This is a genomic window from Arthrobacter sp. L77 (genome assembly GCF_000816565.1).
GTDB lineage: Bacteria > Actinomycetota > Actinomycetes > Actinomycetales > Micrococcaceae > Arthrobacter_D > Arthrobacter_D antioxidans.
In genome coordinates this window covers 743610-762020 of record NZ_JWSU01000004.1, presented here as the reverse complement: position 1 = coordinate 762020, position 18411 = coordinate 743610, and the positions used below count along the sequence as shown (strand labels likewise).

General features: G+C 69.7%; 18 protein-coding genes, 1 tRNA gene and 1 pseudogene. 9 read left to right on the top strand and 11 right to left on the bottom strand.

Annotation, left to right across the window (positions count from 1 at the left end; all coding sequences use genetic code 11):
• The first annotated feature begins 29 nt into the window (after positions 1 to 29).
• The gene (locus tag RY94_RS06155; RefSeq protein ID WP_043442758.1) at positions 30 to 731 is read left to right on the top strand and encodes a FadR/GntR family transcriptional regulator; all 702 of its coding nucleotides are present in this window, start codon (positions 30 to 32) and stop codon (positions 729 to 731) included.
• An 82-nt stretch (positions 732 to 813) separates the two neighbouring features.
• On the opposite strand, the gene RY94_RS06150 is transcribed toward RY94_RS06155, so the two are convergent.
• From RY94_RS06150 to RY94_RS16740, 4 genes are all read right to left on the bottom strand, one after another.
• Positions 814 to 1278 (bottom strand): SRPBCC family protein, encoded by a 465-nt coding sequence (locus RY94_RS06150; RefSeq protein ID WP_043442755.1) that lies wholly within the window; start codon positions 1276 to 1278, stop codon positions 814 to 816.
• A 34-nt stretch (positions 1279 to 1312) separates the two neighbouring features.
• Positions 1313 to 3697 carry a phosphoketolase family protein gene (locus RY94_RS06145; RefSeq protein WP_043442752.1) on the bottom strand — a complete coding sequence of 795 codons (2385 nt, stop codon included), beginning with the start codon at positions 3695 to 3697 and terminating at the stop codon, positions 1313 to 1315.
• A gap of 36 nt (positions 3698 to 3733) precedes the next feature.
• Complete coding sequence (locus RY94_RS06140; RefSeq protein ID WP_043442749.1) at positions 3734 to 6283, bottom strand: ATP-dependent DNA ligase; 2550 nt, start codon at positions 6281 to 6283, stop codon at positions 3734 to 3736.
• Between the two features lie 77 nt (positions 6284 to 6360).
• Positions 6361 to 6855 carry an SRPBCC domain-containing protein gene (locus RY94_RS16740; RefSeq protein WP_052274016.1) on the bottom strand — a complete coding sequence of 165 codons (495 nt, stop codon included), beginning with the start codon at positions 6853 to 6855 and terminating at the stop codon, positions 6361 to 6363.
• Between the two features lie 69 nt (positions 6856 to 6924).
• On the opposite strand from RY94_RS16740, the gene ku reads away from it, so the two are divergent.
• A complete protein-coding gene (gene ku / locus RY94_RS06130; RefSeq protein WP_043442746.1) occupies positions 6925 to 7767 on the top strand; it encodes a non-homologous end joining protein Ku in 843 nt (280 codons plus the stop codon).
• Positions 7767 to 8021, top strand: a complete 255-nt coding sequence (locus tag RY94_RS06125) for a hypothetical protein (protein ID WP_043442742.1) — start codon at positions 7767 to 7769, stop codon at positions 8019 to 8021. The genes ku and RY94_RS06125 overlap by 1 nt, the downstream gene beginning before the upstream one ends.
• Position 8022: 1 nt before the next feature.
• On the opposite strand, the gene nhaA is transcribed toward RY94_RS06125, so the two are convergent.
• From nhaA to RY94_RS06100, 5 genes are all read right to left on the bottom strand, one after another.
• On the bottom strand, positions 8023 to 9441 hold the full coding sequence (gene nhaA / locus RY94_RS06120) for a Na+/H+ antiporter NhaA (RefSeq protein ID WP_043442741.1): 1419 nt from the start codon (positions 9439 to 9441) through the stop codon (positions 8023 to 8025).
• 131 nt (positions 9442 to 9572) lie between these two features.
• Positions 9573 to 10256, bottom strand: a complete 684-nt coding sequence (locus tag RY94_RS06115; protein ID WP_043442739.1) for a potassium channel family protein — start codon at positions 10254 to 10256, stop codon at positions 9573 to 9575.
• 7 nt (positions 10257 to 10263) lie between these two features.
• On the bottom strand, positions 10264 to 11748 hold the full coding sequence (locus RY94_RS06110; RefSeq protein ID WP_231554434.1) for a TrkH family potassium uptake protein: 1485 nt from the start codon (positions 11746 to 11748) through the stop codon (positions 10264 to 10266).
• Positions 11749 to 11848: 100 nt separating this feature from the next.
• Positions 11849 to 12520, bottom strand: a complete 672-nt coding sequence (locus RY94_RS06105) for a haloacid dehalogenase type II (protein ID WP_043442737.1) — start codon at positions 12518 to 12520, stop codon at positions 11849 to 11851.
• Positions 12520 to 12771 carry a DUF2630 family protein gene (locus RY94_RS06100; protein WP_043442735.1) on the bottom strand — a complete coding sequence of 84 codons (252 nt, stop codon included), beginning with the start codon at positions 12769 to 12771 and terminating at the stop codon, positions 12520 to 12522. Before RY94_RS06100 ends, RY94_RS06105 begins: the two co-directional genes overlap by 1 nt.
• A gap of 195 nt (positions 12772 to 12966) precedes the next feature.
• Between RY94_RS06100 and RY94_RS06095 the strand changes: the two genes are divergently transcribed.
• The 4 genes from RY94_RS06095 (at position 12967) to RY94_RS06080 (ending at position 14937) form a co-directional block, all read left to right on the top strand.
• Positions 12967 to 13040, top strand: a tRNA-Val gene (locus RY94_RS06095).
• 219 nt (positions 13041 to 13259) lie between these two features.
• A complete protein-coding gene (locus RY94_RS06090) occupies positions 13260 to 13715 on the top strand; it encodes an Hsp20/alpha crystallin family protein (RefSeq protein WP_043443799.1) in 456 nt (151 codons plus the stop codon).
• Between the two features lie 102 nt (positions 13716 to 13817).
• Complete coding sequence (locus RY94_RS06085) at positions 13818 to 14615, top strand: SDR family oxidoreductase (RefSeq protein ID WP_043442732.1); 798 nt, start codon at positions 13818 to 13820, stop codon at positions 14613 to 14615.
• 103 nt (positions 14616 to 14718) lie between these two features.
• The gene (locus tag RY94_RS06080) at positions 14719 to 14937 is read left to right on the top strand and encodes a hypothetical protein (RefSeq protein WP_043442729.1); all 219 of its coding nucleotides are present in this window, start codon (positions 14719 to 14721) and stop codon (positions 14935 to 14937) included.
• Positions 14938 to 15022: 85 nt separating this feature from the next.
• On the opposite strand, the gene RY94_RS06075 is transcribed toward RY94_RS06080, so the two are convergent.
• Entirely contained in the window at positions 15023 to 15562 is a 540-nt protein-coding gene (locus RY94_RS06075) for an SRPBCC family protein (RefSeq protein ID WP_331375296.1), read from the bottom strand.
• Positions 15563 to 15778: 216 nt separating this feature from the next.
• Here RY94_RS06075 and RY94_RS06070 point away from each other — a divergent pair, with 216 nt between their 5' ends.
• Together RY94_RS06070 and RY94_RS18340 are read left to right on the top strand one after the other, a co-directional pair.
• Entirely contained in the window at positions 15779 to 16273 is a 495-nt protein-coding gene (locus RY94_RS06070; RefSeq protein WP_043442723.1) for a Dps family protein, read from the top strand.
• Positions 16274 to 16548: 275 nt separating this feature from the next.
• Positions 16549 to 16713 (top strand): annotated as a pseudogene (locus tag RY94_RS18340) (IS30 family transposase); the annotation flags it as partial.
• Between the two features lie 106 nt (positions 16714 to 16819).
• Here RY94_RS18340 and RY94_RS16735 read toward each other — a convergent pair.
• Positions 16820 to 18286 (bottom strand): polysaccharide deacetylase family protein, encoded by a 1467-nt coding sequence (locus RY94_RS16735; protein ID WP_197060604.1) that lies wholly within the window; start codon positions 18284 to 18286, stop codon positions 16820 to 16822.
• Positions 18287 to 18411: the final 125 nt, after the last annotated feature.

The following is an 18411-nucleotide window of genomic DNA, read 5'->3' as shown; positions in this document are numbered from 1 at the left end:
GCTCCACCACGACACGGGGGAGCTCCAGGATGACCGAGGACGCCAGTCCACCACCGCTCGGCCGCCTCGCGCGCCCGCGGCTGTACGAACAGCTCGTCGAGCAGCTCCTCGGCTACATCGAATCGGCGAAGCTGCGCCCCGGCGATCTCCTGCCCGCCGAGCGTGACCTCGCCGAACGGCTCGGTGTCTCGCGGGCCACGCTGGCCCAGGCGCTCGTGGCACTCGAGGTCCTCGGCGTGATCGACGTGCAGCACGGCACCGGAGCGGTGCTGCGTCACCGAGCCAGCGTGGCCACCGTCATCAAGGGGCTGCGCGAGCATCGGAGCCGCCTCCCCGATATCGTGGAGGCCCGCAGCACGCTCGAGGTCAGGCTCGCCGCCCTCGCGGCGGAGCGCCGGACGGACGAGGACCTCGCCGCGATCGACCGGGCACTCGACGAGATGCGGGCGGAGATCGACGACGGCGGGCGCGGCGCGCGCGGCGACGAGCTCTTCCACCAGGCCGTCACGGCGGCGGCCCACTCCCCGGTGCTGGCGCAGCTCATGGCCTTCATCGGTGAGATGGTGCTCGAGACCCGCCTCGAGTCCCTCGCCCAGCCCGGCCGGCCGGAGCAGTCCCTGGCCTCGCACCGGAGCATCCTCGAGGCCGTCCGGGCGCAGGACCCCGTCGCGGCGGCAGCCGCCATGCAGCGCCATATCGAGCTGGTCTCGGACGTCGCCCTGCTGGACTAGCTGTACCGGGGCCGGGACGCCGGCGGCGGCCGGCCCCGAGGGACCGGCCGCCGCCGGAGGTACTACCGGAACACTCCGGGGATCAGGCCTCGGAGACCTGCGCCGCGAGGTTCGCCAGCGTCGAGTCCAGGGCATCCTGCGAGACCTCGGGGAAGCTGAGCTGCTTGAGGATGGCCTTGTCCGTCACGGCGGACCAGTCGTAGGTCACGGAGACCTCGGTGGAGTCCGGGCCGGCGGGCTGCAGTTCCCAGACCCACTCCCAGCCCGGGGGCACGTCCCCGGCGGGAGCCGTCTTCCAGGCGAGCAGCTTGTTGTGGTCGTAGCCCACCACGTGGTTGTCCGTCTGGTAGTCGCCCCCCATCTTGTCCCAGTTCTGGTTCATGGTGAACGTCTGGCCGACGCCCGTGATGCGGTCCGACTTGCTGTCCGACTGCACCATGCCCGAGCCGTCGAGTGCGGCGTGGCGGGCGGGGTTGGACAGGAGGTCGAAGATCGCACCGGCGGGTGCGTCGATGGTGCGGGTCGCGGAAATGCGGGACTCTGTCATACGGCGTTCTCCTTCTGGTCGTGGACGACGGGTTTTACTTCGCGTCGTCCGGCGAAGATTCGTCGAGCGTCCAGCCGGTGATGGACTCGAGGTCCTTCCCGGCGTCACGCGTGTACTGCCAGGCGCGCTGCCGCTTGTCCTGGAGGTCCTGCCGGAAGCGGGCCTGGGTGGCCCCGAGGGCCGGCACGCGGTCGATCACGTCCATGGCCAGCTGGAACCGGTCGATCTGGTTGAGCATCGCCATGTCGAACGGGGTCGTCGTGGTGCCTTCCTCTTTATACCCGCGGACGTGAAGGTTCGCGTGGTTGGTCCGCCGGTAGGTGAGGCGGTGGATGAGCCAGGGGTACCCGTGATACGCGAAGACCACGGGCTTCCCGGTGGTGAACAGCGTGTCGAAGTCGCGGGCCGACAATCCGTGGGGGTGCTCCGAGCTGTCCTGCAGGCGCATGAGGTCCACGACGTTGACCACGCGGATCCTGAGCCCCGGGATGGCCGCCTTGAGCAGCCCCGCCGCGGCCACGGCCTCGAGGGTCGGCACGTCGCCGGCGCACCCGAGGACGACGTCGGGCTCCACGCCCGGCTCCTCGGACCCCGCGAAGTCGAGGATGCCGATGCCCCGCTTCACGTGCAGGTGCGCGTCCTCGGGTCCGAGCCAGGTGGGCGCGGGCTGCTTGCCGGTGACGATCACGTTGATGGTGTCGCGGGTCTGCAGGCAGTGCTCGGTCACCGCGAGCATCGTGTTGGCGTCCGGCGGCAGGTAGACCCTGATGATGTCCGCCGTCTTGTTCACCACGTGGTCGATGAAGCCCGGGTCCTGGTGGGAGAACCCGTTGTGGTCCTGCTGCCAGACGTGGCTGGAGAGCATGTAGTTGAAGGACGCGATGGGCTGGCGCCAGGACAGCGCGCGGTGCACCTTGAGCCACTTCGCGAACTGGTTGAACATCGAGTCGACGATGTGCACGAACGCCTCGTAGCAGTTGAACACGCCATGGCGGCCGGTGAGGAGGTAGCCCTCGAGCCAGCCCTGGCAGAGATGCTCGCTGAGGACCTCCATCACGCGGCCCGAGCGGGCGAGGTGCTCGTCGACGTCCTCGATGCGCGGCTGCCAGACCTTGTCCGTCACCTCGTACACGGCCGAGAGACGGTTCGACGCCGTCTCGTCCGGCCCGAACAGGCGGAAGTTGTGCGGGTTCTGCTCGATGACGTCCCGGAGGTAGCCGCCCACGGTCATCATGGGGCTCGCCTTCCCCACGCCCGGCCGCGTGACCTCGACGGCGTGCTCGGCGTAGGAGGGCAGCACGAGGTCGCGGAGCAGCCACCCGCCGTTGGCGTAGGGCGTCGCGCTCATGCGCAGGGGGCCGTCCGGGGCGAGCGCGGCGATCTCAGGCCGCAGCTCCCCGGTGTCCGTGAAGAGCGAGCCCGGATCGTAGGACCGCATCCACTCCTCGAGCTGGTGCAGGTGCTCCTCGTTCTCGTGGATCCCGGACAGCGGCACCTGGTGCGCACGCCACGTCCCCTCCGAGGGCAGGCCGTCGACCACGGCCGGCCCCGTCCAGCCCTTCGGCGAGCGCAGCACGATCATGGGCCACCGGGGCGCGGGGGCCTCCGGCTCGGCCGGCGCGGTGCGGGCCGCCGCCTGGATCGCGTGGATGTCGTCGATGCAGGAATCCAGGACGGCGGCGAAGTCCCGGTGCGCGGCCTCGGTGGCTGCGGGGTCGGAGACCGTGACGAAGTGCGGGTCGTAGCCGTAGCCGTACATCAGCTGCCGCAGCTGCTCCTCCGGCATGCGGGACAGCACGGTGGGATTGGCGATCTTGTAGCCGTTGAGGTGCAGGATGGGCAGCACGGCGCCGTCGACCGCCGGGTCCACGAAGCTGGTCGAGTGCCAGCTCGTGGCGAGCGGCCCGGTCTCGGCCTCGCCGTCGCCCACCACCGTCGCGGCGATGAGGTCGGGGTTGTCGAAGACGGCGCCGTAGGCGTGGGCGAGCGCGTAGCCGAGTTCCCCGCCCTCGTGGATGGACCCCGGGGTCTCCGGTGCCGCATGGGAGGGGATGCCGCCGGGGTAGCTGAACTGCTTGAACAGGGCGTTGAGCCCCGCGCCGTCCCTGCCGATGCTGCTGTACACCTCGGAGTACGTCCCCTCCAGCCAGGCGTTGGCCACGTTCGCGGGCCCGCCGTGGCCGGGACCGGTGACGAACAGCACCTCCTGCCGTCGCTCCGAGATCACGCGGTTGAGGTGCGTGTAGACGAAGTTGAGCCCGGGGGTGGTGCCCCAGTGGCCGAGCAGCCGCGCCTTGACGTCCTCCCCGACGAGCGGGCGGGTGAGCAGGGCGTTGTCCCGCAGGTAGATCTGGCCCACCGAGATGTAGTTGGCTGCCCGCCACCAGGCGTCCAGTGCCTGGATATCGAGAGTGCTCATATCTGCCTCCTTGGGTGATGCGCGGTTTCGGTCCGTTCAGAGTTCGACGACGACGTCGGACGGTGACTTGTCGGGGCGCCAGCCGCGCCAGACGGGATGCCGGAGGCGGCCCGTGCCGGTGTGCTCGCTGTACTGGACCTCGCCCACCAGGGCAGGCCGGACCCAGTGGGCGTCGGAGGCGTCGGCGCCCGGGACGTCGCCGAGCGGGGCGGTCTTGCGGGCCAGCTTCTTCAGGCGGGCGCCCACCTCCGCGAGGTCTCGCTCGGTCAGGCCCGATCCCACACGGCCCACGTAGCGCAGGTCCACGCCGTCTGGCACGGCGACGAGCAGGGACCCCACCTTCGCCGCACGGCTGCCCCGGCCGGGACGCCAGCCCACCACCACGACCTCCTGCGTGTGCACGTGCTTGATCTTCACCCACGACGCCGAGCGCGTGCCGGGCTGGTAGTCGCTCGAGAGGCGTTTGGCCATGATGCCCTCCAGTCCCAGCTGCCGGCTCGCCTCGACCGCCTCCCGGAGCGTGGCGTCGAGCACCGGCGGGACCTGCACGTGACCGTCCTCCGCGTCGTCGACGGCCTTCCCGAGCAGCTCCCGGCGCTGGCGGTACTCGAGGCCCGTCAGGTCGTTGCCATCGAGCTCCAGGAGGTCGAAGAGCATGAGGCGCACCGGCGTGGCGGCCTGCGCGGCCTCGATCTCGGCCCGGTGGGCCAGTTTCATGCGGGTCTGCAGGAGCCCGAAGTCGGGGCGGCCCCTGGTGTCCAGCGCGACGATCTCGCCGTCGAGCACCGCGCTGTCCGCGCTCAGGAACCCGCCGAGGTCGCCGAGCTCCGGGTAGGTGGGCGTGGCGTCGACGCCGTTGCGGCTGATCAACCGGACCCTGCTGTCCCGGACGACGGCGATGCAGCGCACGCCGTCCCACTTCATCTCGTACGCCCAGTCCTCCGGATCGGGGATGGCCTGCTCGGAGCCGAGCGTCGCGAACATGGGCCGCACGGGGTCGGGGCCGGATGCAGGGCCGGATGCGGGGAGGCCGGATGCGGGGAGGTCGGGGGCCGCGGGGACGGGGTTGGCGGGGGGCGTGACGGGATCCAGGCCGGCGTCCGTGGCGGACTCCGGGTCCTGCGGGTCCTGCTCCGTGCCCGGATCCTGCTGCGCCGGGGTGGGCTGGTCCTTCATCAGGTGGATCAGCCAGTTGCTCCTGCCGCCCGGCGCGCCGCCCGTGTGGATGAGCGCGTAGCGGCGGATCGCGGCGCCGCCCCGTGCGAGGCCGCCGTCGGGCTTCCCGTGGAGCGTGCAGATGACCTCCTTGCCGTCCCGCCACTTCTCCAGCTCGTAGGTGCCCGCGTCCCAGATGGTCACATCCCCCGCCCCGTATTCCCCCTTGGGAATATGTCCCTCGAAGATGGCGTAGTCGAGGGGGTGGTCCTCGGTCTGCACGGCCAGGTGGTTCCTGTCCGGCGTGAGGGGAGGCCCCTTCGGGACGGCCCAGGAGACGAGCACGCCCTCGCGTTCCAGCCGGACGTCGTAGTGCAGCCGCCGCGCGTGGTGCTCCTGGATCACGAAGCTGTTGCCGCCCGTCGGTCCCACCTCCTCGGGGACCGGTTCGGGGGTCTTCGCCGCGTCGCGCATGGACCGGTACGTCGAGAGCCGGTCCGACGCGGCTCCGCCGTCCCCGGCCGGGGAGAAGGGGTGTGTCGCCGGAGCCAGGACGTCCCCGAGTGTCCCGACCCGCTGCAGGACGTCGCGGTAGTCGAGGTGGTCGAGGCCCTCGGAGCCGATCTCCTCCCAGGTGCGCGGTGCGGCGACGGTCGGCCGGAAGCGCCCGCGCAGCGAGTAGGGGCTCACCGTCGTCTTGTTCGCGCTGTTCTGGCTCCAGTCCACGAGCACCTTGCCGGGGCGGAGGGCCTTCGTCATGCCACTGACCGCGAGGTCCGGGTGGTCGGCCTCGAGCGCGCGCGCGAGTTCGTGGGCGACGGCGGAGACCTCCTCGGAGGTCTGCTGGCCGTCGAGGGCGCAGTAGAGGTGGATCCCCTTGGAGCCGCTGGTGACGGGGAAGGGCTCGAGCCCCATGCCCTGCAGGATCGGCCGGGCGAGCCCGGCGACGACGGCGCACTCCGCCAGTCCTGCACCGTCGCCGGGGTCGAGGTCCAGGACGAGGCGGTCGGGGTTCGCCGGGGTGCCGTCCGCCGCGAAGCGCCACTGGGGTACGTGGAGTTCGAGCGCGGCGATCTGCCCCAGCCAGGTGAGCGTGGCAAGGTCGTCGACCATCGGGTAGACGTTGGTGTGGCCCCTGTGCTTGATCGTGTTCCGCGGGACCCAGGCGGGGGCGTTGTCGTCGATGTTCTTCTGGAAGAACACCTGGCCCGGCTCCTCGGGCGTGCCGACACCGTGCACCCAGCGCTTGCGTGTCACCGGGCGGTGCGCTGCATGGCGGATCAGGTGCGGTGCCACGGCCGCGTAGTAGGCGAGGACCTCGGCCTTGGTGGTGCCGGTGGCGGGATACAGCACCTTGTCCAGGCTGGAGAGGCGCAGCGTGCGCCCCTCGACGGTGACGGTCTGCTGCCCTGCGGAGCGGGGAGGGGCCATTCCCCCAGTCTTGACCGGATGCCCGCGGTATTCCAGTCCCAATCGGTGGAGCAGCCCCGGAGGGTCCCTGCCGGGACTCAGTCTCCGAACTGCCGGCGGTACCGGGCCACGTAGGTGTCCCATACCGCGGGGTCCTGGCCGAGGCTGCGCTTGTTCAGGAAGTCGTCGAGACCGGCGATGGTCAGGTGCCAGCCGGCCGCCATGGTGGCGGAGTGGCGGGGGCTGCCCGGGGTCAGGAACAGCACCAGCTGCGTGCCGTTCTCAGCGGTCCGCGCGAGCTCCCAGCGGAGGGTGTCCCGTTCCCAGGTGTACGCGAGCACCGACGGCCGCTCGGCCTCCAGCACCGTCCCGCGCAGGGGCTTCTGGTCGGCGAAGCGGAACAGGATCTCCTCGTCCTTGCGGGGCTCGAACTCCATCTCGCACGGGAACCAGTACTTCAGTTTCTCGACCTCCGTGAGGTGCTTCCACAGCACGGTCGGCGGGAACGCGAACTGGAACTCCAGGCGCAGCACGGTCCCGCCGTCGTCGCTGGTGGTCTTGCTGACGATGGGCTCTACGGTCTCGGAAGTCACCCCCCAAGTCTAGGGGTGGACGGCGGGCATGGTCTGGCCCGGTAAGCCTGCTTGGTGTTCACTGGACCCATGAGAGCCATCTGGAAGGGTGCCGTCGCGTTCGGCCTGGTGAACGTGCCGGTCAAGGTCTACAGCGCCACGGAGGATCATGACATCTCCCTGCACCAGGTGCACGACAAGGACGGCGGCCGCATCCGCTACCAGCGGCGGTGCGAGGTGTGCGGCGAGGTGGTGGACTTCAAGCACATCGACAAGGCGTTCGACGACGGCGAGCACACCGTGGTGCTGACGGACGAGGACCTCTCCGCCCTGCCGGTCGAGAGGAGCCGGGAGATCGAGGTGGTCGAGTTCGTCCCGAGCGACCAGATCGATCCCATCATGCTCGACCGCGCATACTTCCTGGAGCCGGACAGCACCTCGACCAAGGCCTACGTCCTGCTGCGCCGCACGCTCGAGGAGACGGACCGCACCGCCATCGTGCAGTTCTCCCTCCGCCAGAAGAGCCGCCTCGCCGCCCTGCGCGTGCGGGGAGAGGTCCTGATGCTCCAGACGCTCCTGTGGGACGACGAGGTGCGGGAGGCGTCCTTCCCGTCCCTCGAGGAGAAGGTGCGGATCTCGGCCAAGGAGAAGGAGATGTCGGCCGCCCTCGTGGACTCCTTCTCCACCGACTTCGACCCGGAGAACTTCACCGACGAGTACCAGGTGCAGCTGCGCACCCTGATCGACGCGAAGATCGAGAAGGGCGACACCCTCGACACCGAGGAGACGTTCGGCGGCACCCGGGACGAGGACGACGGCGACAACGTGCTGGACCTCATGGAGGCCCTGCGGCGCAGCGTCGAGAAGAACCGCGAGAAGAAGAAGGCCGGGTCCGCCAAGGAGTCCGGCTCCTCCAGGAAGAAGGGTGCGTGATGGGTTTCTTCACCGACAGCCTCGGCCGCCAGACGGTCGCCCAGAAGCCGAACGCGCCGATCCTGGGGTGGGCGGTGCTCGGCGCGGCCTCGTTCGTGGCGCTCGACGAGCAGAACCGCGAGCGCCTGCGCCGGGCCAGCGCAGTGTGCCTGGCCGTCTGGGCCGTGCTCGAGGTGGTGTCCGGGCAGAGCGGCTTCCGCCGCAGTGCCGGCGCCCTGACGCTGTCCTGGCTGTGGCGGCGCGCGAACGCCTGACCTAGCGCTGCTCGAAGACGTCGGGGACGCCGTCGTTGTCGGCGTCGATCGTCTCCTGCTCCGCGATCTCGCGGTACCGCTTGTTCCGGCGGCGCAGCAGCACGGCGGCGGCGAGCGCGGCGATGAGGGAGCCGGCGAGGATGGCGACCTTCGCGTGGTCGTCCTCCGGCGTGCCCTGGCCGAAGCCGAGTTCGCTGATGAGCAGCGACACCGTGAAGCCGACGCCCGCCAGCAGGGCGACGCCGACGATGTCCACCCAGGAGAGATCGGGGTCCAGGCTCGCCCTGGTGGTCTTCGTGACGGCGAGGGTGGCCAGCAGGATGCCTACGGGCTTGCCGATGACGAGCGCCACCATGATGCCGACGGCGATGGGATCGGTGATGGCGCTCACGAGGCCCTCGAGGCCGCCGATGGCCACCCCGGCGGAGAAGAACGCGAAGACGGGCACGGCGAAGCCCGCGGACAGCGGGCGGATGCGGTGCTCGAGGGTGTCGGCCAGGCCGTCCGGCTGCACGTCGTGCGCCTTGCCCGGTCCGTCCGCCGGCTCGGTGTCGACGGGCTGTGCCGGGTCGTCGAGGTCGGATGCCTTCACACCGTGCGGGAGGACGGGGATCGCGAAGCCGAGCAGGACGCCGGCGACGGTGGCGTGCACGCCCGATTCGTGGACCAGGGCCCACACCACGAACCCGAGCGGGAGCAGGATCAGCCACGGGGCCCAGGTTCGACGCTGGAAGAAGGTGGGGAAGCGCTGCGCGAGGAAGGCGTAGGCCGCCAGCGGGACGATCGCGATCAGCAGGGGCGGTACGGAGATGTCCTCCGAGTAGAAGAACGCGATGATGCTGATGGCCAGGAGGTCGTCCACCACGGCGAGCGTCAGCAGGAAGATGCGCAGCGAGCTAGGGAGCGAGGAGCCGACGACGGCGAGGACGGCCACGGCGAAGGCGATGTCCGTCGCCGTCGGGATGGCCCAGCCGCGCAGTGCCTCGGGGCCCGCACTCAGCGTGATCGCGACATACACGAGGGCGGGCACGACGACCCCGCCGATCGCCGCGGCGACGGGCACGATCGCGCGGTCGAACTTGCGCAGGTCACCGGCGACGAACTCGCGTTTGAGCTCGAGTCCCGCGAGGAAGAAGAAGATGGCGAGCAGGCCGTCCGCGGCCCAGGCCCCGACGCTCAGCTCGAGGTGCCAGGGTTCGTAGCCGAACCGGAAGTCACGGACGGCGAAGTACGTGTCCGCCGCGGCGGTGTTGGCGAGGACGAGCGCCAGGACCGTGGCGAGCAGGAGGAGCCCTCCGCCGACGGTCTCCTTGCGCAGGATGCCGGAGATGCGCAGGTGTTCGGGGTAGCTGCTGCGGCGGAAGACCGTTGCGCCGGGGGGCGTCCCGGGCGGACTGGACGGGGCGTGATGGGAGGTCATGGGTTCCTAGGATCGGGCTCGCTCGTGTGAGCGCCGACCAGACTTCCCGGCTCACCAAGATGACCAGCGTAGCGCGAGGCGGGCGCGGACCGTGAAAAAGGACGCCGCATCATGGGCCTTGCGCCGGCCGCTCAGACGAGGGAGCTGAAGTGCTCGGCCTTGTCCGTCGGCCCTGCCACGATGATCTCGTCGTCGTCGTACAGCGTGGTCGCGGCCGTCGTGTAGTCCCAGGTGCCCCCGCGCCGCTTCACGGCGACCACTGTCACGCCGTGCCGGGCGCGGATCCCCGTGGTCCCGAGATCGCGGTCCCAGTACTCCCGCGGCGGCCGGGTCTTGACCATGGCGAAGTTGTCCTCGAACTCCACGTAGTCGAGCATGGTCCCCCGGACCAGGTGTGCGACGCGCCTGCCCATGTCCTGCTCGGGACGGATCACACGCTCCACCCCCAGCTGGGAGAGGATCTGCGCGTGGGGCTCGCTGACGGCCTTCGCCCAGATGGTCGGCCGCTCGAAGCGGAGCAGGATCGACGTCGTCAGGATGCTCGCCTCGAGGTCGCTGCCGATCCCAACCACCACCCGGTCGAAGTCGGGCAGGGACAGCTGGCGCAGGGCCTCCTCCTTCGTGGTGTCGGCGCGCACCACGTGCGTGAGCCGGCCGTTGTAGGACTGGACGACGTCCTCGTCGTTGTCGATCCCGAGCACCTCGGTCCCGGCATCCTCGAGTTCGAGGGCCAGGGCTCCTCCGAATCGGCCGAGGCCGATGACGGCGACGGAATCCACGGCTGCGATCGCATCGGCGGGCCTGGAGGAGAACATGCGTTGCCTAGCCAATGAGGGGCCTTTCCTTCGGGTATTCGTAGTAGAGGGGTTTGGAGCGGAGGGCCAGCGCCGTGGCGAGGGTGACCGGGCCGAGGCGTCCGGCGAACATCACGAGGATCAGGACCACCTGGCCCGCGGGCGGGATGCCGGCCGTGATGCCCGTGGACAGGCCGACCGTCGCGAACGCGGAGACGACCTCGAAGAGGATCCGGTCCAGCCCGAAGTCGGTGGTGAGCATGAGGAACATCGTCGCGGTGGTGACGAGTCCGACGGCGAGCAGGACGATCGAGATGGCCTGCCGGTGGACGGACCGGGGCAGACGCTTGCCGAAGACGTTGACGGCGGTACCGCCGGTGATCTCGGTGTAGAGGATGAAGAACAGCACGCCGAACGTGGTGATCTTCAGGCCACCGGCCGTTCCGGCGGGACCGCCGCCGATGAACATCAGCACGTCCATGGCGAGCAGGGTGACCGGATCCAGCTGTGCGAAGTCGACGCTGTTGAAGCCGGCCGTCCGGGTCATCGTGGACTGGAAGAATCCGGCGAGGATCCTCTCCTGCGGCCGTAGGGCACCGAGGGTCGCAGGGTTGGACCACTCGACGAGGGTGATGAAGACCGTCCCGAGGACCAGGAGCACCACGGTGCCGCTCAGCACCAGTTTGGTGGTCATGTGCCACTTGCGGGGGTACCGGAAGTGGCGTCGGAGTTCGAAGAGGACCGGGAAACCCAGCCCGCCGACGATGACGGCTGCGCAGATCGGCAGGCAGATCCACGGGTCGCCCGCGAACCCGATCAGGTTGTCGCTGAACAGCGCGAACCCGGCGTTGTTGAAGGCGGACACCGCGTGGAAGATCCCGAGCCACACCGCTTCCCCGAGGTTGTGGTTGTAGTGCAGCCCGAAGCGCGCAGCGAGCAGCACCGCCGTCACGGACTCGACGACCAGCGTGATCCGCAGGACACCGAGGAGCACGCTGCGGACGTCGCCGAAGCCGACGCTCTTGGTCTCCGCCGCCGCCGAGATGCGCGAGCGGAGACCCATCCGGCGGGCCAGCAGGACGCCCAGGAGGGAGGCGAAAGCCATGATGCCGAAGCCCCCGACCTGGATCAGCCCCAGGATGATCACCTGCCCGGCACCGGTCCAGTAGACCGGCGTGTCGACGACGATCAGGCCCGTGACGCAGACGGCGGAGGTGGCCGTGAAGAGCGCCTCGAGGAACGTGGCGCCGCCCTCGCCCACCTTCGAGCTCGGGAGCATCAGCAGTACCGTTCCGACGAGGATCGCCGCTCCGAAGCCGAGCACGATCACCTGGGCCGGGTGGCGGGGACCGAGCCGCTCCAGCCGGACCGCGACGGCGTGCGCGGACCGGCGCAGGCCTGCTTCCGTGGAACGGCGGAACTCCCGGAGTGGTGCGGTGCGTGACATGGCGGGGATGCCCTCGACCTCCGGGGACGGTGCGAACGGCGCGGACCGTCCGCACCAGAGGCTCATTCAACCCGACGACCTGCCGCGGCCACGGAGTCTTTACGCTTTCTTGATGCACCGGCGCGGGAGGGGCCTCGCCTGCCGCAGCAGGTCCGTCGGCTGCGCGTCAGCCCCGGACGAGGAGGTCCGGCAGCTCGGCGATCGTCGACACCTCGTGGTCCGGGCGCGTCATGACGGTCGGGTACGGCGCCCCGGCGCGGTCGAGCCAGACCGTACGGAGCCCCGCCCGCGCGGCCCCGTCGATGTCCCACGGGTGGACCGCGACGAGCACGACGTCGTGCGCCTCCCGCCGTACCGCCCGGAGGGCGTAGGCATAGGACTCCGGGGCGGGCTTCCACCGCGGCGCGTCCTCGACGGACAGGACGGCACCGACGGCGCCGCGGGCACCCGCCCGCTCGAGGAGGGCCTCCGCGGTCGCAGCCGCCCCGTTGGTGAGAGCTGCCAGCTCGAAGCCCTGGCCGGTCAGGGCCTGGAGCCCCTCGACGACGTCCGGGTGGACGGGCAGTTCCTGCAGGCTCGTCATCACGTGCGCGAGCGCGTCATCGATGTCCCGGTTGAGCGCCTGCCCCGCGAGGACCGTGCGGAGGGCGTCCCCGGCGATCTCGCCGAAGGGAGCGTTCCGCCCGGCGGCCGTGAGGGCGAAGCCGTCACGCAGCACCGAGGTGAACCACAGCGCGGCCAGCTGCGGAGGAGCTCCGAGCTCCTCGAAGTGCTGCGACATGCGCCCCAGGTCCGAGAGGGTCCCGTTGACGTCGAACAATACGAGGGGCAGGGCCATTACTGGCGGTACCCCTCCACCTGGTTGACCGGACGGGCGTCGGCGTCGGCCGGGTTCTCTCCGGCGTCGGCCTTCGCGCGACGCTGGCGCAGCAGGTCCCAGCACTGGTCGAGATCCTCCTCGACGCGCTTGAGGCGGGCGGCGTGGTCCTGCTGCTCCGCCCCGGCGCCGGCATCCTGGGGCTGCTCCCGGAGATCGTGCTCCTCCTGGACGAGTGTCTGGATGCGCTGCAGGATGTCCTGGTTGTCCATGGTGCTGTCCCTTCGTGGGGTGGTGCCCGGCAGGCGCCTGGAACGCTCAGCAGGCTTTCCTTCAGGCTACTGAGGCAGCACGGCGATGACCAGCACGGTTCCCGGCAGGAGGCCGGACGCCGCCGTGCCCCGCGCTGCTGTACCGGGAGAATTTGGCGCGGCGCCCGGATGGCCTAAGCTATGGGAGAACCAATTGCCTGTGTAGCTCAGTCTGGTAGAGCATCCGCTTCACACGCGGAAGGCCCGGGGATCAAGGCCCCGCGCAGGCACGAGGATCGGCTGGAGACAGCGCCACTGGGAAGGCCCGTACCGCTACGTCGGTACGGGCCTTTTCCGCGTCTCGGGGATTTCGTCCTGGGCGAACATCACTCCTTAGCACTCGCCGTGTTCGAGTGCTAACATTTTTCGTAGTTGAGCGGAGGGCGCTCAACTCTCGACGAACGAACCACCTGCCGGTGGCATCAGCGAAGGAGTTGTTTCCCGTGGCCATGAAATTCGACCCGTTCCGTGAATTGGACCGCGTGACCGGCGCCCTGTTGGAGGGCCGCCCCGGCCTGCGCCTCATGCCGATGGACCTCTACCGCGAGAAGGACCACTACGTCCTCTCCGCGGATCTTCCGGGCATCGATCCGGGATCCGTCGACATCGATGTCGACGGCCAGCTCCTCACCATCCGCGCCGAGCGCACGCTGCGCAGTGCCGAGGGCGTCAAGTGGCTGACCCGCGAGCGCGAGAGCGGTTCGTTCCTGCGCCAGCTCAACCTCGGCCAGGGCGTCGACACGGAAGGCATCGCCGCCCGCTACGAGAACGGCGTGCTCAGCGTGACGATCCCCGTCATCGAGCGTGCGCGGCCCCGCAAGATCGAGGTGATCAGCGGAGAATCCGCCGAGCCGGTGCAGTCGTCCGCTTCCGGTTCGGCCCCCCAGGGCGCCGTCGACGCGTAGGACCACCCACCCGGGTACCCCCGGACACCCGTCCGGGGGTACCCGGCGTCGATCCCCGGGTTCCCCTTGCATGCGGCGCGGCCGGGTGCGAAGGATGGGGACATGGACTTCACACCGAGCAGAGCAATCGTCACCGGTTCCGATTCCGGCATCGGCCGTGCAACGGCCCTCGCCCTCGCCGCGGCGGGCTGCGACGTCGGCGTCACCTGGCACTCCGACCGGGAGGGAGCCGAGGAGACCGCGCGGCTCGTCCGGGAGAAGGGCGTGCGGGCCGCGGTCGCGCAGCTCGACACCACGGATGCACCCGCGTGCGGCGACGTCGTCGACCGGCTCGCCCACGAGCTCGGCGGCCTCGACGTCTTCGTCAACAATGCCGGCGTCAACGGCGGCACCATGTTCATGGAGACGGACTGGGACACGTGGCGCGGCACCATGGGGGCGAACCTCGACGGCGCCTTCGTCTGCCTCCAGCGTGCGGCACGGCACATGATCGACGGCGGCCGGGGCGGACGCATCATCGCCGTCACCAGCGTGCACCAGGAACAGCCCCGCGTGGGCTCGGCGGCATACGACGCCTCCAAGCACGGCCTCGGCGGCCTCATCCGGACCATCGCCCTCGAACTGGCGGACCGGGGCATCACCGCCAACGCCGTGCTGCCCGGCGAGATCAACACCCCCATGAACAACTCCGAGGAGCAGGACCCGCGCACCATGGACCGTCCGGGCATCCCGCTCGGCCGCCCCGGCGCGCCCGAGGAGATCGCCGACGTCGTGGCCTTCCTCGCCTCCGGTGCCTCCAGCTACGTGAACGGGGCCTCGTTCGTGGTCGACGGCGGCATGCTCCTCATGGGACCCCAAGCGGGATCGCACCTGACGAGCGGGGACTGGCGGACCCTGTGACCACGCGCGGAACCAGGACGGCATCAACCTTCAGCGGGCATTCACACGCCGTTCAGGAAGCATGGCTAGCGTGGGAGTCCCGGAACCTCCCGAAAGGCCCACCATGAACGCTCTCCCCCCAGCCCCCGATGCCGAGGTCCAGGACTGGTCGGGCTTCAGGCGCGGCCAGCACGTCACCCTCCGCCACGCCACGGGGCCCCAGCTCCACGGCGTCCTGGACATGAGGACCGATGATGCCTCCGTGGTGTGGATCCTGCTGAACGACGGCGGCGGCCGCCGGCTCGTCCACCGGGGGGACGGCTACCGCCTGGGCCACGCCTGAGCGCGTCCATCGCGGTGGGGGACATCCCCTAGGACGCGCAGGAGGCGGACCCCCGAAGGGATCCGCCTCCCCCACACGGACCGGGTCAGCCGACGCGCGGGCCGCCCGACTCGGGATCGTCCGCCGAGGTGTCCGGCAGGACGCTGTTGGCCGGCTCCGCCTCGGACGTGACACCCGACGGCGGTGCCGCGACGTCGCCGCGCCAGGCACCCGTCTCGCCGCCGCTCTTCTCGATGAACGCCTTGAAGCGCTTGAGGTCGCCCTTCACCTGGGAGGCATCGGCGTTGACGACCGCCCCGACCTTCTCGATGAACGTCTCCGGGTGCCAGTCGATCTGCACCATGAGCCGGGTGGTGTTCTCGTCCAGGCGGTGGAAGGTGACCACGCCGGCATGGGATTCGCCGTCGGTGCTCTTCCAGGCCACCCGCTCGTCGGGGTGCTGCTCGGTGATCTCGGCATCGAACTCGCGATGCACTCCCCCGATGCTCGTCACCCAGTGGGTGGAGGTGTCCGAGGTCTGCGTGATCGAATCCACGCCGCCCATGAACTGGGGGAAGCTCTCGAACTGGGTCCACTGGTTGTAGGCGGTGCTGACCGGTACTGATACGTCGATGGATTCCTGCACTGAAGCCAAAACGGTTCCTCCTTGGTCGGACTCCGGCGCCGCCCGCACACCGTCGCAGGGCATACGACACGACGAAACCGTAAGTCCCCTTAGCGTAGGCAGATCGGCTGGAATTGACCAACGCGCAGGGCTAGGGTGAAAGGAGTCCCTCCGGCGGGAATCAGCGCCTCCGGCGCCCGGCCGGGAGGAGAAAATCTCTCTAGCACTGGAGGATCCATGAAGGCATCACCCACCCTCACAGACAACATGCAGGCCGTCCTCGTCGACCTCATCGAACTGCACCTGCAGGGCAAGCAGGCCCACTGGAACGTCGTCGGCAAGAACTTCCGTGACCTCCACCTGCAGCTGGACGAGATCATCGAGGACGCCCGCCTGTTCGCGGACGAGATGGCGGAGCGGATGCGCGCACTGCACGCCGTGCCCGACGGCCGCAGCGTGGCCGTGGCCGAGGGCACCAAGATCGATCCGTTCCCGGCAGGCCTCGTCTCGACGAAGGACACCGTGGGCCTCGTGGTCCGGATGCTGAACGCAACCGTCACGACCATGCGCGACGTCCACGACCAGATCGACGAGGAGGACCCCACCACCGCGGACCTGCTGCACGGCTTCATCGCCAAGCTCGAGCAGTACGCGTGGATGGTCGACGCCGAGAACATGGAGCCCACCGCAGAAGTCGTCTCCCCCGCCGGCACCGACAAGGCCACCGTCTGACCGACCCCGGCAGACCGCACAGGAGGGGATGCGCCGCGCGCATCCCCTCCTGTCTGTCCGGCGCCTTCCCGCAGAGCCCTGGTCGTCCTGCGTCAATTGAGCCCATTCCTGCGCGGATACTGCCTCGACGGGGTTGAGGATGCGTCGTTACTCTTCCACGCCGGTCAGCGCGTCGGTGCCCGGCGGTGCAGCGGTCCGGGGTGATCGACCCCTTCTCAACACCGGTCGCGGCCCCAGGTTGACCGCAAACGGGTGTTGGGGTGGAGTCGGGAGCAATCTCTCATCGGCTCAAGGCCGATTTCCCCGATGATGAGTCCATGCGCATCTCCGACGAAGCCATCTACCAGGCGCTTTACATCAAGAGCCTCGGGGCCCTGAGGCGCGTACTCGTCCTGCACATTCGAACCGGGCGTGCACTGCGCGTACTACGAGCTCGGTCGAAGCGACAGACCTGGGCGCGCGTCAGCGAGGCACGAACGAGAACACCAACGGGCTGCTGCGCCGACCGGTTGAATCCAGCCATCGGTGGAATGACCAGATGAAGGATCATAGGGCGGCGTCGAGGGTGACGAAGCCGTAGCCTGCCGCCCGGAGCTGGGCGATGACCTGTGGGAGGGCCGCGGCATCGAGCGTTGAGCCGTCGTCGGGGTTCGAGCCGAGGTGCATCAGGACGATCTCCCCGGGCTGCGCGGAAGCCATGACGCGCTGGACGATGAAGCTCGCGCCGCGGGTTCCATTCATGGTGCCTTGCCAGCCCAGGGTGTCAACGGTCCACCGGATCGCCGCGTAACCAGCACCGTTGACGTCTGCGATCGTGCGGGAATCGCGGGCGCCGAAGGGGAAGCGGAAGAACGGGAGCGGGTCGCCTCCAGCGGCCCTGATGGTCCTCTGCGCGCTGCTGATCTCGGCCGCGATCTGGGCGTCGGCCAAGGTCGTGAAGTCTGGGTGGGTCATGGAGTGATTGCCGATCCGATGCCCCGCGTTATAGATCAGCGCCGGGTCGGAGGGGAACTGGGAAACCCAGTCTCCGGTGAGGAAGAATGTGCCTGGGACGCCGTTGGCTGCGAGGGTGGCGAGGATCGATCGGAGGGCGGCATCGTTGGCGCCGGCGTCGAACGTGAGCGCGACAACCTTTTGCGTGGTCGGAATGCGCTCGAGGTCCACGCCCAGGAGCGTCGACGGGACGCTGGTGTTGATGACCTCGGTCCTGCCGCTGGCCGCGTGCCACAGAATCGAACCGCGCTGGAAGTCGCTGCGGCGCCCGCCCGTGATGCCGTACTCGCCGCTGGTCGGGTAGCCGAGCCGGCTGCGCTCCCAACCGAGGGCCACCCACTGGGCTCGGATCGCTCCGTACACCTCGTAGGCTCCCGTGGCGGGCGACCAGTAGATCGACGAACCGGCGTTCACACCGCTGAAGTGGTTGTACCGGCCGACCCCGTCGGGGGTGGCGGTCTCGTCCGTGAGCGGGAAGCCCAGTAAGCCGGCCGGTCCGCCCAACGCGAGATAGCGTCCGCGGATCGCCCCGTGCACCTCGTGCGCTCCGGTACCGGGGCTCCAGTAGATCGACGAACCGGCGTTCACACCGCTGAAGTGGTTGTACCGACCAGCGGCGCCCGGGGTGACGGTCTCGTCCGTGAGCGGGAAGCCCAGGAAGCCGGCCGGTCCCCCCAACGCGAGATAGCGTCCGCGGATCGCCCCGTGCACCTCGTGCGCTCCGGTACCGGGGCTCCAATAGATCGTCCCGGCGGCGTAGTCCTGGGCGCGACCCCCAGCGATGTCGTACGCGCTGCCGACTGGCGTGCCGAGGAACGATGCGCTGCCGCCGAGCTGCTCATAGTGCTGCTCGATCGCGTCGTCGCCGGCCTGCTCGACCGCCGTCAACGCCGGAACGCTCCACTGCGCAGCCACCGCCGATTCAGCGGCCGCGGGAGGCCCCAGAGCCGTGCCCCCGAGGCCGCTGCCGAGGGCGAGGGCCAAGACCATTCCGAGGACGGCGGGGCGAGACCGGCGCATTGTGACCCTTTAGTGTTGACCAAGACATGCGAGTTTGGATCAAAACGCTACGCCCCACGGGCGTGCCCGGTAGGACCATAAGTCCCGAACCGCAATCCGACCACCAGCGCCACCGTCCGCGGCGC

Excerpts from the sequence above, each read along its gene's own strand:
- RY94_RS06155 (WP_043442758.1), top strand. The coding sequence starts at position 30 with ATGACCGAGGACGCCAGTCCACCACCGCTCGGCCGCCTCGCGCGCCCG.
- RY94_RS06150 (WP_043442755.1), bottom strand. The coding sequence starts at position 1,278 with ATGACAGAGTCCCGCATTTCCGCGACCCGCACCATCGACGCACCCGCC.
- RY94_RS06145 (WP_043442752.1), bottom strand. The coding sequence starts at position 3,697 with ATGAGCACTCTCGATATCCAGGCACTGGACGCCTGGTGGCGGGCAGCC.
- RY94_RS06140 (WP_043442749.1), bottom strand. The coding sequence starts at position 6,283 with ATGGCCCCTCCCCGCTCCGCAGGGCAGCAGACCGTCACCGTCGAGGGG.
- ku (WP_043442746.1), top strand. The coding sequence starts at position 6,925 with ATGAGAGCCATCTGGAAGGGTGCCGTCGCGTTCGGCCTGGTGAACGTG.
- RY94_RS06125 (WP_043442742.1), top strand. The coding sequence starts at position 7,767 with ATGGGTTTCTTCACCGACAGCCTCGGCCGCCAGACGGTCGCCCAGAAG.
- nhaA (WP_043442741.1), bottom strand. The coding sequence starts at position 9,441 with ATGACCTCCCATCACGCCCCGTCCAGTCCGCCCGGGACGCCCCCCGGC.
- RY94_RS06115 (WP_043442739.1), bottom strand. The coding sequence starts at position 10,256 with ATGTTCTCCTCCAGGCCCGCCGATGCGATCGCAGCCGTGGATTCCGTC.
- RY94_RS06110 (WP_231554434.1), bottom strand. The coding sequence starts at position 11,748 with ATGAGCCTCTGGTGCGGACGGTCCGCGCCGTTCGCACCGTCCCCGGAG.
- RY94_RS06105 (WP_043442737.1), bottom strand. The coding sequence starts at position 12,520 with ATGGCCCTGCCCCTCGTATTGTTCGACGTCAACGGGACCCTCTCGGAC.
- RY94_RS06100 (WP_043442735.1), bottom strand. The coding sequence starts at position 12,771 with ATGGACAACCAGGACATCCTGCAGCGCATCCAGACACTCGTCCAGGAG.
- RY94_RS06090 (WP_043443799.1), top strand. The coding sequence starts at position 13,260 with ATGAAATTCGACCCGTTCCGTGAATTGGACCGCGTGACCGGCGCCCTG.
- RY94_RS06085 (WP_043442732.1), top strand. The coding sequence starts at position 13,818 with ATGGACTTCACACCGAGCAGAGCAATCGTCACCGGTTCCGATTCCGGC.
- RY94_RS06080 (WP_043442729.1), top strand. The coding sequence starts at position 14,719 with ATGAACGCTCTCCCCCCAGCCCCCGATGCCGAGGTCCAGGACTGGTCG.
- RY94_RS06070 (WP_043442723.1), top strand. The coding sequence starts at position 15,779 with ATGAAGGCATCACCCACCCTCACAGACAACATGCAGGCCGTCCTCGTC.
- RY94_RS16735 (WP_197060604.1), bottom strand. The coding sequence starts at position 18,286 with ATGCGCCGGTCTCGCCCCGCCGTCCTCGGAATGGTCTTGGCCCTCGCC.